Source organism: Streptomyces lienomycini (genome assembly GCF_027947595.1).
In the GTDB taxonomy this organism is placed as follows: domain Bacteria; phylum Actinomycetota; class Actinomycetes; order Streptomycetales; family Streptomycetaceae; genus Streptomyces; species Streptomyces lienomycini.
In genome coordinates this window covers 4,317,159-4,329,595 of sequence record NZ_CP116257.1, presented here as the reverse complement: position 1 = coordinate 4,329,595, position 12,437 = coordinate 4,317,159, and the positions used below count along the sequence as shown (strand labels likewise).

The window sequence follows — 12,437 nt, the reverse complement described above, 5'->3', positions numbered from 1 at the left end:
GGACCACACCGAGGAGGCGACGGTGCTCACAAGGGGCGGCTCGCGAGTGCTCGCATGCGCGCTGGCGCTGGCCGGTTCGGTACTGCTGGGCCCCAGTGCCCCCGGCGGTGCCCTGTCCGGCAGGTCACTGCCCGTCGAGGCCGTCAGGGACGTCGTACCGAACCGGGTCATGACGTGGAACCTCTGCAACCCGTGCGACGCGAACGCCCTCGACCGGGCGGCGGAGATAGCCGCGCACGCTCCCCAGGTCATAGGCATGCAGGAAGCGTGCGCACGTGACGTCGACCGGATCAGGGACTACCTCGAGGCCTTCCACGGGCTCGTCTACCACGTCGCCTACGGGAGCGTGCTGCGGAACTGGGGCCGCTGCGGGGGAGCGCCGTGGAACCCGGGGGGCTTCGGCCAGGCCGTCCTCTCCGCCGCGCCGATGACGGACCGGGTCAACGTCGAGTATCCCGACGGCGGTTCCGAGGACCGCGGATATCTGGCGGTCACCACCGAGGTGGACGGCCGCGCCGTGCGCGTCCTCAACACGCATCTCGCCCAACGACGTCAGGAAGCCGTCCGGGCGGACCAGGTCGAGGTACTCGCAGAGGAGGTCGCCCGACACGAACGCGTCATCGTCCTCGGCGACTTCAACGCCGTCCCGGAGGCGCCCGAACTCGCCCCCATGTGGGAGCTGGCCACGGACACGGACCCGCGGTGCCGTCCCTCGTCGGCCGCGAGCGGCACCGGCGCCTGCGAGCCGACCACGGACTGGCGGAGCAAGTTCGACTACGTCTTCCTGCGCGGCATCGCCCCGGTCGACCATCGCGTCCAGCACACCGCGCACTCGGACCACGACCTGCTGTACGCCGATGTGGACCTCACCTGACGCGCCGTCACGTGAGGTGGTGGGCCTCCCAGAAGGGCCCGAGATCCGTGTCCGCCACGGACTGCGCGGCCCTCTTGAAGTCCTCGGTGGTGGAGACCCCGTACCAGTGGTCCCGCGCGTAGTGCTTCAGGAGCCGTGCCATGGTGTCGGCGCCGAGAACGCGTTCCAGGTCGGCCAGGGCGCAGGGCCCGGCCGTGTACACGAGGTGGTACTCGCCGCGGTGCTGCGACCAGTAGGCCATGGAGGAGGTCAGCCGGACGCCCTCGTCGGGCCAGTACACCTCCGACCAGCAGTCGCGGGTGTCCAGGCCGTAGAAGCGGAAGTTGGCGTACTGGGCGAAGCTCTCGTCCAGCCACGGCGAGGCGTACTCGTCGTTGCCGACGATGCCGTACCACCACTGGTGCGCCAGTTCGTGGACGACGGCGCCGCCCTCCTCGGTGGTGCCCAGCAGGACGAGGCCGGGGTACTCCATGCCGCCGCCGAACCCCGGCGTCATCACCAGGTCGACCTCACCGTACGGATAGCGGCCGAACTCCCGCCCGAAGCGCTCGAGCGCGGCGACGGCGTCCGCGCGGGTGAGGCGCACGCCCTCGGCGGGGGTGTCGGACGACCAGTACGACTTCACGCGCACCCCGCCGGGCGTAGTCTGCGTCGCCGTGCGGAACGGTCCCGCGGCCCACGCGAAGTCCCGCACCCGCCGCGCGACGCCGAGGGTGACCGTACGGCCGGGAGCGCCGGGGAGGGTGCGGGTGGTGCCCGTCGTCGGTACCACCATGTCCGACGGGTGGTCGAGACGGACCCGGAAGTCGGCGGTGAGGGCGTAGAAGCTCTCGCCGACGGCCACGTACGGGTCGAGGTGCCACCCCGCCGCGTCGTGTACGGCGAGCACCGGCAGCGCGTTGCCGAGGAAGCGGTGGGCGCCCTCGCGGCCGAAGCGGGCGTTGCGGTCGGGCACGGTGATGGAGACGTCGAAGCCGACGGACGTCCGCTGCCCGTGCGCGAGCGGTTTCGGCAGGGCGACGCGCAGGGCCGTGCAGTTCACCGTGGGGCGGTCCGGTGTGCCACCGCGGACGTTCGACACGACGACGGGGGAGGACGCGCCGGGCGCCCCGGGCTCGCCGCACGTGTCCTCGCCGTTGCCCCACAGCCGCAGGTACACCTCGCGCAGCGGCCGGTCGGACGCGTTCCGGAACGACACGCGCTGCCGTCCCCGCCAGTGGCCGCCGTCGGCGTCGGAGCGCAGAGCGACGTCGTAGCGGGCGCCGTCGGGTGTCGCGGCGGCCCCGTACGCCCCCGCCCCGGCCCCCGCCTCTGGCGAGGCTTCGGCATCACTCACACCGGCGCCGGCCGCCACGAGCAGCACGGCCAGCACCACGAACAGACGACGACGGACCCTGGGCGGCAGCACGGTCAACGGCGACATGCCAGCGGATACTGCCACATCACCCCCGCGGAAGACCCGGCTCGACCCGGCTCCGCTTGTGAAGGCTCGGCGCGTCCTGGTCAGCCGTACAGCGCGACGCGGTGGAGGGCCGCGAGCGCGTCGTCGATGGGATGGGGGAGGGGCCTGCCCGAGGCGTCGAGCCGGTTCCACCGCTGCAGGTTCACCGCGACGGCCATCCGCCGCTTGCCGTCGGCGCGGACCAGTGCCAGCGTGCCGGCACCCCAGGCCGTGCCGCCGTGACCCCAGAAGGTGTCCTGACCGGGGGCTTCGGCCGGGTGCAGGCCGAGCCCGTAGTCGATCGTCCGCCCGTCCTGTGCGACGACCGGCACGGTGCGACGCATCTGCTCGAGCGACGCCGGACCGACGATCTCGCCCGCAAGCAGCAGGCCGTAGAAGCGGTTGAGGTCCGCGACGGTGGAGATCAGCGAGGCCGCCGGCCCCACCCACGACATGTCGTAGACGCTGTAGTCGCGCGGCGGGTCGATCATGCCGAACCAGGCCTCGTAGATCCGTGAGTGCGGTGTCGCGACGTACGGTCCGGTGGGCAACTCGGTGTCCCGGAGCCCGGCACGCTCGATGACGTCGCGGGTTATGCACCGCTCGGCGGTGGTGCCGGTCACCCGCGCCAGGAGTTGGCCCAGGAGCAGGTAGTTGGTGTTGGAGTACAGGCCCGGAGCGCCGCCCGGGGCGCCGACGGCGGGTGCGTCGACTCCCGCCCCGATCAGTTCGACCGGGTCGAAGCGGGTGAACCGGTGGTCGTCCAGGCTCTCGGGTCCGGTGTCGGCGAGGGCGGGGAACGCCTTGAGGGACGTGTAGACGCGGGGCAGGTACTCGGCGAGGCCGCTGGTGTGGTTCAGCAGCATGCGGACCGTGACGGCGTCGCCGCGCGCGCCGGGGACCAGGTCCGCAAGGTACGCGCCGATCGGTGTGTCGAGCCCGATCCGGCCCCTCTCGACCTGCCGCAGGACCGCGGCGGCGGTGAAGGTCTTGGTGACGCTGCCGACGCGGTGGCGCATGTCGGCGGTGACCGGGCGGCCGGTGTCGACATCGGCGACCCCGGCGGCGCCGCGCCAGACCCGGTCGCCGTCGCACACCTCGGCGAACACGCCCGGCACCCCGGCGCGACGGACGTTCTCGACGGCGGCCTGCAGTACCGCTGGATCCAGTGAGCCGTTCATGGCGTGCCTCCCCGTTCCGGTGCCCCGACGGCCTCGGGCGAGGCGCGTCGGACCGCTCTTGCACCCAGTATGCACGCGGTGCGTGCATCGGCAAGTGCATTCAGGAGGGAGGGAGGCGGTGCGAAGGGCCGTCGGGTGACGGGCGCGGGCATGCCGGCTGTCCCGGCGGGTAGTACCCCTCCCGTACCGGGGCGTCGCGCGAGCGGCCGACGAACGAGAGGTGTCACACGTGATTCGAAAGCTGCAGGCCGTCGCGCTGGACTGCGCCGACCCGGTGCGGCTCGCGGAGTTCTACGCGAACCTGCTCGGCGGCCGGGTGGTCGCGGACCCGGAGGATGCCGACTGGGTCGAAGTGCACGGGTTCGAGGGGACACCGCTGGCCTGCCAGCGGGTGGACGGCTACCGGGCGCCCGAATGGCCCGGCCAGGAGCGGCCGCAGCAGCTGCACCTGGACTTCGACGTGGACGACCTCGACGGCGAGGAGGAACGGGCGGTCGCTCTCGGCGCGACGGTGCTGGAGCGGACGGACCAGCTGCGCCAGGGCGCCAACTGGAGGGTCTACGCGGATCCGGCCGGCCACCCGTTCTGCCTCTGCTTCCACTGAGGGCCCCGGCCGGGCCCCGGCCGGACATCGCGCACCGACGGGGCCGCGGCGCGGTCCGGGTCAGGCGGCCTCGGCCGCCGCGGCGAGGATCCGGGCCAGTTCGGCGGGTTGGGTGATCATGGGCCAGTGGCCCGAGTCGATGTCGGCGAAGCCGACGCGTCCGGCCCGGCGGAGTTCGGGAACGTCGCCGTCGATCCACTCCCGTGCCTGCGCGGGCGTGAACTCGGGGCACACCACCACGACCGGCACGTCGAACCGCCTCTCGTCGGTCAGCCGCACGACACCCCTGGCCACGGCTTCCGGCACCGGGATCGCGGCGGCCGCCATCTCGCGCCTCGCCGTCTCGTCGAGGTCGGCGGCATCCGGTCCCTGGAAGGGACCCCAGCCGGGGAAGGGCATGACGCCGTCCGTGACCTCGAAGAGGTCGGCGTACGGCCGGCCGTCGGACGTCGGGACGCCGCCGACCAGGGCGACCTTGGCCACCCGCTCCGGTCGCCGGTCGGCGGCGAGCCAGGCCAGCGTGCAGGCCACGGAGTGCCCCACCACCATGGCCCTCCCGGACGCCGCGTCCACCGCGTCCACCACCGCCGCCACCTGGTCGTCGAGCGTGGCGGCGGCCGTGCCGTCCCCCTGCCCCGGGAGGGTGAGCGGCACGGGCCGGTGGCCGAGCGACTCCAGCGTGGACGCGACGCGCTCCCACACCGATCCGTCCAGCCACAGGCCGCCGATGAGCAGAATGTCCATGATCAGTTCCCCTTCTCGCGCTTGGCAGCACCGTAGGAGGAGATCCGGACGATCCGCTGCCGGTATGTCCCGGCGGACCGGGTGCGGCCTCCCGGGCAGCGGGTCCCGGGGTCGCGACTAGCCTGTTCCCGTGCCGAACGACCTGAGCCCGACCGCGCGAGCGCTGCGCGCACTGGAGATCCTCCGGACCCGCCCCGGCACGACGGCCGAACAGCTCGCCACCCGACTGGGCGTCACGGAGCGGGCGGCACGCCGGTACGTGGGGATCCTCCGAGAGGCCGGCATCCCCGTGGAGTCGGCCCGGGGGCCGCACGGCGGGTATCGGCTGGGGCGCGGGACGAGACTGCCGCCCGTGCACTTCACCCAGGCCGAGGCGCTCGGCCTCGTCATGGCGGTCCTCAGCGGCCGGCCGGCCCCGGCAGACACCGACGACCTGGTCGGCACCGCCCTGGGCAAGGTCGTCAAGGCCCTCCCGGAGAGCGTCGGCCGGCAGGCGGCCCTGCTGACGGAGTACGCGGCGGCCGCCCCCGACCCCTACGCGGCGCATCCGGATCCGGCCGTCACCAGTTCCCTCGTCGACGCCGTCGCCAACCGGCGCCGCGTACGGGTCGAGTACCGGAGCGAGGCCGGCCACGCGTGGGAGGAGGAGGTGGACCCCTGGTCCCTCGTCGTGCGCCACGGGCGCTGGTACCTGCTGTGCCACTCCCATCGCGCGGACGCGATCCGCACCTACCGGGTCGACCGGTTCGGCGCGGTCCGGCCCACCGGACACGGCTTCCGGGCGCCCGAGGACGTCGACCCGGTGGCGATGCTGGAGGAGAACCTGGGTGTCGGCTGGGAGTTCGCCACCCGCGTGGTGTTCGAAGCGCCCACGGCCGACGTGGCTCCCTGGATCCACCCGCCCATGGGGCGGCTCGAACCCCTGGGCGACGGCTGCGTACTCGTCGGCAGCACCCGCAACCCGGACATGTACGCGCAGGAGCGGCCCTGACACGGGCGCACCGGTGGCGGGGGCGGGGCGCAGCGGTGCGGGGGGAGGGGGTGTGGTCAGTCAACGGGACGAGAACGCCACACGTTCCCGGCAGCGGGACGCACGTCCGCTCCGCACACGGCGTGCGTCGTCCCGCCCGGGAGGGTGGGCAGCTCGGCCCAGTGCGTCACCGTCTCCGCACCGCGCAGGCCGTGGGGCAACCGGACGAACCCGTCCGAGTCGACGAAGCAGTCCCGGTGCTCCGCCCCGCTCCCGTCCCGGTGCAGGGTCGTGAAGACCATCGGCCGCACCAGCCAGAACTCCTCCCGGACTCCTCCGCGTTCTGAGGGGGATACCGCTGGTGATGGCCGCCGCCATACCCGAGAAGGTTGAGCGGCCCCCGGCGGACCGTCACGCCGGCTGGTGCTGCCCGAAGTAGTCGACGATCGCCGGGGCCGGCGCCCGTACGTCGACCGGTGTGCCGCCGCTGCGCAGGGAGGTCGTCGCGGCGACGCCGGCCGCGACCGCCTCGCGGGCCGCCACCGGCGAGGTGTCCGTCGGGCCGCCGGCCGCGGCGAAGCGGAGGAACTCGTCGACCAGCGCCCGGTCCGCGCCGCCGTGGTCGTCCTGGGACGGTGTGGCGACGGGGACGGAGAGGTCGGCGTCGCGCCGGTAGCCGGAGCGGCGCCGGTTCCAGACCTGGATCGTCGCGGCGTCCCCCTCGATGCCGTCGCCGAAGTTCTCCAGACGCCCCTCGTCCCCGATGACGGTGTAGTTGCGCCAGTAGTCCGGCGTGAAGTGGCACTGCTGGTAGCTGGCCAGCACCCCGTTGTCCAGCCGCGCCAGCATCATGCTGATGTCCTCGACGTCGACCACCGGGTTCAACTCCCGCAACGCGGACGGCGGCCAGACGTCGGGGTCGAACCAGTCGGGCATGCGTCCGCCCGCGGGGGCCGGGGCGTCGGCCGCGCGCCGCGGGTTGTCCCCGTACACCGACAGCGAGCCCTGCGCGACGACGCTCCGGGAGTAGCCCCCGGCGAGCCAGTGGACGACGTCGAGGTCGTGGGCGCCCTTCTGCAGAAGCAGCCCCGTGGTGTTGGCCCGCTCCGCGTGCCAGTCCTTGAAGTAGTAGTCCCCGCCGTGCCCCACGAAGTGGCGGCACCACACGCCGCGCACCCGGCCTATCGCGCCGTCGTCGATCAGCTCGCGCATGCGCCGCAGCGCCGGGAGATGGCGCAGGTTGTGGCCCACGTACAGGCGGCTGCGGGAGTGGTACGCGGCCTCGAGCAGAGCGTCGCAGTCCTCGAGGGTGATCGCCAGGGGCTTCTCCACGAACACCGGGACCCCGGCGGCCAGGAAGTACAGCACGGGTGCCGTGTGCACGTGGTCGGGCGTGAGGACGAACACGGCGTCCAGGCCGTCGTCGGTCATCTCCTCGTACCGCTCGTGCAGTGCCACGTCCGGCCCGAACAGGCTCCGGGCGTCCTCCCGGCCCCGCGGATCCGGATCGGCGCAGGAGACGACCCGGGCGACGCCGGGACGGTTCGCCAGCGCCGCCATGGGGGCACGCTGGCCGATGCCGATCACTCCGACGCGCAGTTCCCGTCCAACCGTCCGGTCGTGGTCGCTCACTTGGGGTCCCTTCGTATCCGGTGTTCCCGGCGTTTCCCGGTGGGGGGCGGTGGTGTGCGGTATGCGCAGGGCGTGCCGGGCGGCACGCCGACGGGGCGGTGCCGGAGCGCCGGGCGCCTACCGGCGTGGTGCCGTCGGCGCGGAGAGCCGGTCGCTCAGCAGCCGGCCGTCGACCTCGTCCAGCGCGAGGCGCACCGCCCCCAGGGCCACGCTCTCGTCGCCGAGCGTGGAGGCGCGCAGCTCCGGCATGCGCAGGCAGTGTCTGGCCAGTTCGCGGCGCAGTGGTTCGAGAAGCACGTCGGCGGAGCGCGAGAAGCCGCCGCCGTAGACGACGACCTGCGGGTCCAGGGTCAGCACCAGCGCGGCGACCCCCACCGCGAGGTCGCGGGTGTACCGGCGGATCGCCGTCCTGGCGTCCCGGTCGCCGTCCCGGGCCGCCTGGAAGACCCAGGCGGCGGCCTCGCCGGGCGCGGCCGCGGCCGGAATCCCGGGGCAGTTCCGGAGGTGGTCCGGGGCGGTGATCCAGCGCACCGCCTTCAGGGCGCCGATCTCTCCCGCGGCGCCGCCGTGCCCACGGCGCAGGGTGCCGTCCAGGAGGAGACCGGCGCCGGTGCGCAGTCCGGCGAGGAGGAAGGCGATGTCGTCGGCGTCCTGCGCCGCCCCCTTCCACCGCTCGGCCACGGCGGAGAGTTTGCAGTCGTTCTCGACCCGGACCGGGCAGGAGAAGCGGGCCGCGAGATGGGCGACCGGGTCGGCCTCGGTCCAGCCGGGCAGAGGTGTGGACAGGCTGGTCCGCCCCGCGGCGTCGACCGGGCCGGTCACCCCGACCGTCACGGCCCAGACCTCGGCCGGTGTCATCCCGGCGGACCGCAGGACGTCGTCGATCACCCCGTCGACCTCCGACAGCCGTGCCGCGGGCGGCGCTTCGGGGTCGACCGGCCGGCGCAGCGTCCGTACCACGTCGCCCTCCAGGTCGCTCAGCACCGCCAGCACCTTGTGCACACCGACGTCGACGCCGAGGACATGGCCGGCGTCCGCCCGGAACCGGTACCGGCGTGCCGGACGTCCCACCACGCTGCCGGGCCCGGGCTCCTCCACCTCCACCCAGCCGTCCCCGACCAGTGCCCGCACCAGTACGTCCACGGCGGGACGCGACAGACCGGCCCGGCCGGCGAGTTCGGTGACCGTCGACGGAGGGCCGCCGCGCAGCGCCCACACGATCGACAGCTGGTTCATCTCGCGCATCCGGGACAGGTCTGTTCCGGTCGTCGCCATGCTCGGTACTCCCTGCGAGGGTCGCCGTGTCCGCGCCGCCCCACGTGGCCGTGGGGCACCGCCCTTCATATTGATGTAGTGAAGCGGAACTTTGTCAACGCCGAGTCGTAAAGAGACTCAAGATCCACCTTCGGTGCCCGTCCTCGGGCAGGATGGGCAGGGTGAGCGGGGACACGTACGGCGGGGATCGAATCGACTTCAGCCAGGGCACGTTCCGGGGCGAGGCGATCGGGAAGAAGGTGGAGCATCACCACCATTACGGACCCATGCCCCACGTAGAGGACGCGCTCCCGCCCGCGACAGCCGAGTTCACCGGACGCGAGGACGAACTGGACGCGCTGCTCGCGGCGTTGGCCCCCGAGGGCGCACACCGCACCGCGGCCCCGGTCACCGCGGTGGCCGGGCTGGGCGGCGTGGGCAAGACCGCGCTGGCCGTACGGGCCGCCCACACGGCACGCGAACGCGGCTGGTTCCCGGCCGGCGCCCTGTTCGTCGACTGCCACGGCTACGACGAGACGCCCGCGGGACCCGAGCAGCTCCTGGAAGCCCTGCTGCGCGCCCTGGGAGTGGCCGCCGCGCACGTACCGAGCACGGTGGACGAGCGTGCCGGACTCTACCGCTCGATGCTCGCCGAACGGGCCCGCGCAGGCGGCCGCGTGCTGATCGTGGTGGACAACGCCTCGCACCCCGGGCAGGTCAGACCGCTGCTGCCCGGGCACCCCGCGCACCGGGTCCTGGTCACCTCGCGCGACACCATGCCACAGCTCGGCGCGCACTTGCTCCACCTCGACGTCCTCCGGCCCCAGGTGGCCCGGGACGTCCTGCGCGCGGCCCTGCGCACCGCCGACCCGGCGGACCCGCGCGTCCTGGACGATGCCGACGGGGCCGAGAAACTGTGCGAGCTGTGCGGGCATCTGCCGCTGGCGCTGCAGATCGCGGCCGCGCTGCTCCTCTCCGATCCGGGCAAGCCCGTGGCGGAACTGGTGGCTGAGCTGGCCGACTCCGCCACCGTCCTCGACCACCTGGACGACGGCGAGCGGGGTGTGCGGGCCGCCTTCGACCTGTCGTACCGCCGCCTCGGCCCGGAACCCGCACGCCTCTTCCGCCTCCTGGCGCTCGCACCGGGGAAGGAGACGAGCGACGAGGCGCTCACCGTGCTGTCCGGCGCGACCACCCCGCCGCGGCGGGAGCTGAACGTCCTGGTGCGCGCCCACCTGGTCGGCCCCGGCAGTGTGCGGGGCTGCTGGAGCATGCACGACCTGGTCCGCGCCTACGCCCTGGACCGGGTGGCGCGACAGGAGCCGCTGCGCGCGGAGGGCACGGCGGCGCGGGCCCGGCTGCTCGCGCACTACCAGCGGCGGACCGAGGCGGCCGACTGGCACGTGCGCAACCTCCCCGGCAGGGCCCCCTCTCCCGGATTCGACGGCCGGGAGGAGGCGCTGAGCTGGCTCGACCGCGAGCGCACCGGTCTCATCTCCGGCGCCCTGTGGGCGGCCGACCCGGTGCACGCCCGGGCCGGACTGGGACTGGCACTGAGCCTTTACGAGTATCTCGACCGACGGCGATACTTCGACGACGGGGTGTCCGTCTACCGGTGCGCGGCCCAGGCGGCGCTCGCGCTGGGCGACGGCTCCGGCGCGGGCAGGGCGTGGAGCTACCTGGGTCTCGCCCTGCGCCACAACCGCAGGCTCGACGAGGCTGTCGCGGCGCACACCCGCGCCTGCGGGATCCACCGGGAGCGCGGTGACCGGCTCGGGGAGGGGAAGGTCTGGGACATGCTGGGCGTCTCCCTGACGGAAGCCCGCCGGTTCGACGAGGCGATCGAGGCCCACGAGCGCGCCCGGGAGCTGGCCCAGGCGGTCCAGGACGCGCAGGTCGAGGCGTCGACGTGGAACAACCTCGGCCGCGCCCGGTTCAAGCTCGGCCGGTGCGAGGAGTCGATCGTCGCCCTGTCCCGGGCCTGCGCGATGTTCCGTTCGGTCGGTGACCGGGCACGCGAGGCCACCGCCCGGAACAACCTGGGGCGCGCGTTCCGCGAGACCGGGCGCCTGGAGGAGGCCTTGGAGGCGCACACCACCGCCCGTGCGGTCTTCGAGGAACTGGGGGAGCGTGAACGCCTCGCCACGTCGTGGAACGACTTCGGGGTCGCCCTGTGCGCGCTGGGCCGGTTCGACGAGGCCGTCGACGCCCACCGGCTCGCGGTGCGGGAGCAGCGGGATCTCGGCCACCGGCACGGTCAGGCGATCGCGACGCAGGACCTCGGCGTCACCCTCGGGCGCGCGGGCCGCCGCGAGGAGGCCGTCGAGGCACACGTCCAGGCCCTGTGCCTCTACCGCGAACTGGCCGACCGCCACGGCGAGAGCGAGGCGCTGAAACGCCTCACCGCCGCCGGGTACCGGGAAGGGGAACCAACAGGGGAGGGGGGCGGCCGATGACGGCGCCGTCGCCCCGTGCCCGGCTGGCGCGGACGAGTTCCCTCGTGCTCCTCCAGCCGACTCCGCTGTGCAACCTCGACTGCCGCTACTGCTACCTGCCCGCCCGCGGTCTTGCCCGCGTCATGTCGGACGAGGTCGCCGACGCGGTCGCACAGACCGTCGGCGCATGGTCGGAACAGCACCCGGTCACCGTGCTGTGGCACGGCGGGGAGCCGCTCGCCGCGGGCGTGTCCCGCCTGACGGCACTGCTCGACCGGTTCCCGCCGGGGCGCGGACATCCCGTACGGCACGCCGTGCAGACCAATGCCACGCTCGTCGACGAAGCGTGGTGCCGGCTGTTCCGCGGGCGGGGGATCGAGGTCTCCGTCAGTGTCGACGGACCCGACCCCGGCCCCGGGGCCGGCGGTGGCCGGGTGGACCGCGGCGGCCGAGACGCCACCGGCCGCACGCTGCGCGGTGTCGGGCTGCTCAAGGAGCACGGCATCGCCTTCGGCGCCATCGCCGTCGTGTCCGACCCGACTCCGCGCAAAGCGGCCGAACTGCACCGGTGGTTCACCGAACTCGGTTGCCGCGTCCTGGGCGTGAACCTGGTGGAACGCAAGGGGCTGAACACCCGGGCCGTCCACGACGACGAGAACGTCGCCGACTTCTGGGCCGCGCTGGCCGCGTGCGGACGCGCCGACCCGCGCATGCGCCTGCGCGACGTGGAGCATGTCCGGCGGTACGTCAGGGCGGAGCTGGCCGGCACGGCCGGGCAGTGGGCCGAGCAGCCGGTCGATCCGCTGCCGATGGTCACCTGGGACGGTCAGGTCGTGCCCGTCGGGCCGGACCTCGCGGGCTTCTCCTCCCCGCGCCACGGCCCCTTCACCATCGGCGACGTGCGGGAGCACGGGCTCGCGGCCCGCCTGGCACGGGCCCAGGAGACCCCCTGGGTCGCCGAGGCCCTCGCCGGGATCGACGCCTGTCGCGCGGTATGCGATCTGTTCGCCTACTGCCGGGGCGGGCAGGTCGCCAACAAGTACTTCGAGACGGGGCGGTTGGACGTCACCGAGACCGTCTTCTGCCGCAACAGCAGACAACTCCTCATGGAAGGACTGATGCGCGATGCGGAACGAAGTGCCGGGAAGGCCCGGGGGCGTTGAGGCCCGGATACGCTCCCTGCGAGCGGAACTGCTGGCCGTGCCGGACACCGACGCCCACCCGGGCCGCACGGGCTGCGACGACCCCGGGTGCGTACACGCCGCCACCCTCTACTCGGGCGGGACGGACATCCCCGAGGTG

The 12,437-nt window shown here is 73.7% G+C and carries 10 protein-coding genes and 1 pseudogene; 5 read left to right on the top strand and 6 right to left on the bottom strand.

The window, feature by feature from the left end; genetic code table 11:
- Positions 1 to 46 precede the first annotated feature (46 nt).
- A complete protein-coding gene (locus tag BJ961_RS19580) occupies positions 47 to 874 on the top strand; it encodes an endonuclease/exonuclease/phosphatase family protein (RefSeq protein WP_271414080.1) in 828 nt (275 codons plus the stop codon).
- 7 nt (positions 875 to 881) lie between these two features.
- Here BJ961_RS19580 and BJ961_RS19575 read toward each other — a convergent pair whose 3' ends face one another.
- Entirely contained in the window at positions 882 to 2,297 is a 1,416-nt protein-coding gene (locus tag BJ961_RS19575) for a M1 family metallopeptidase (protein WP_271414079.1), read from the bottom strand.
- An 80-nt stretch (positions 2,298 to 2,377) separates the two neighbouring features.
- Entirely contained in the window at positions 2,378 to 3,496 is a 1,119-nt protein-coding gene (locus BJ961_RS19570; RefSeq protein ID WP_271414078.1) for a serine hydrolase domain-containing protein, read from the bottom strand.
- 229 nt (positions 3,497 to 3,725) lie between these two features.
- On the opposite strand from BJ961_RS19570, the gene BJ961_RS19565 reads away from it, so the two are divergent.
- Positions 3,726 to 4,100, top strand: coding sequence for a VOC family protein (locus BJ961_RS19565; RefSeq protein ID WP_271414077.1), 375 nt, complete (start codon positions 3,726 to 3,728; stop codon positions 4,098 to 4,100).
- A gap of 60 nt (positions 4,101 to 4,160) precedes the next feature.
- On the opposite strand, the gene BJ961_RS19560 is transcribed toward BJ961_RS19565, so the two are convergent.
- Positions 4,161 to 4,844, bottom strand: coding sequence for an alpha/beta fold hydrolase (locus tag BJ961_RS19560; protein ID WP_271414076.1), 684 nt, complete (start codon positions 4,842 to 4,844; stop codon positions 4,161 to 4,163).
- Between the two features lie 130 nt (positions 4,845 to 4,974).
- Between BJ961_RS19560 and BJ961_RS19555 the strand changes: the two genes are divergently transcribed.
- A complete protein-coding gene (locus BJ961_RS19555; RefSeq protein ID WP_271414075.1) occupies positions 4,975 to 5,835 on the top strand; it encodes a helix-turn-helix transcriptional regulator in 861 nt (286 codons plus the stop codon).
- 56 nt (positions 5,836 to 5,891) lie between these two features.
- On the opposite strand, the pseudogene BJ961_RS19550 reads toward BJ961_RS19555, so the two are convergent.
- The 3 genes and pseudogenes from BJ961_RS19550 to BJ961_RS19540 form a co-directional block, all read right to left on the bottom strand.
- Positions 5,892 to 6,140 (bottom strand): annotated as a pseudogene (locus BJ961_RS19550) (AQJ64_40280 family protein); the annotation flags it as partial.
- 85 nt (positions 6,141 to 6,225) lie between these two features.
- A complete protein-coding gene (locus tag BJ961_RS19545) occupies positions 6,226 to 7,446 on the bottom strand; it encodes a Gfo/Idh/MocA family protein (protein WP_271414074.1) in 1,221 nt (406 codons plus the stop codon).
- 117 nt (positions 7,447 to 7,563) lie between these two features.
- Positions 7,564 to 8,721 carry an ROK family transcriptional regulator gene (locus BJ961_RS19540; RefSeq protein WP_271414073.1) on the bottom strand — a complete coding sequence of 386 codons (1,158 nt, stop codon included), beginning with the start codon at positions 8,719 to 8,721 and terminating at the stop codon, positions 7,564 to 7,566.
- Between the two features lie 161 nt (positions 8,722 to 8,882).
- On the opposite strand from BJ961_RS19540, the gene BJ961_RS19535 reads away from it, so the two are divergent.
- On the top strand, positions 8,883 to 11,156 hold the full coding sequence (locus tag BJ961_RS19535; protein ID WP_271414072.1) for an ATP-binding protein: 2,274 nt from the start codon (positions 8,883 to 8,885) through the stop codon (positions 11,154 to 11,156).
- Positions 11,153 to 12,298: a cyclophane-forming radical SAM peptide maturase AmcB gene (amcB, locus tag BJ961_RS19530; protein ID WP_271414071.1), complete on the top strand. Its 1,146-nt coding sequence runs from the start codon at positions 11,153 to 11,155 to the stop codon at positions 12,296 to 12,298. The genes BJ961_RS19535 and amcB overlap by 4 nt, the downstream gene beginning before the upstream one ends.
- The last annotated feature ends 139 nt before the right edge of the window (positions 12,299 to 12,437 follow it).

What these genes read in the sequence shown, in the direction of transcription:
- BJ961_RS19560 (WP_271414076.1), bottom strand. Translation starts at nt 4,844, where the DNA reads ATGGACATTCTGCTCATCGGCGGCCTGTGGCTGGACGGATCGGTGTGG.
- BJ961_RS19570 (WP_271414078.1), bottom strand. Translation starts at nt 3,496, where the DNA reads ATGAACGGCTCACTGGATCCAGCGGTACTGCAGGCCGCCGTCGAGAAC.
- BJ961_RS19575 (WP_271414079.1), bottom strand. Translation starts at nt 2,297, where the DNA reads ATGTCGCCGTTGACCGTGCTGCCGCCCAGGGTCCGTCGTCGTCTGTTC.
- BJ961_RS19540 (WP_271414073.1), bottom strand. Translation starts at nt 8,721, where the DNA reads ATGGCGACGACCGGAACAGACCTGTCCCGGATGCGCGAGATGAACCAG.
- amcB (WP_271414071.1), top strand. Translation starts at nt 11,153, where the DNA reads ATGACGGCGCCGTCGCCCCGTGCCCGGCTGGCGCGGACGAGTTCCCTC.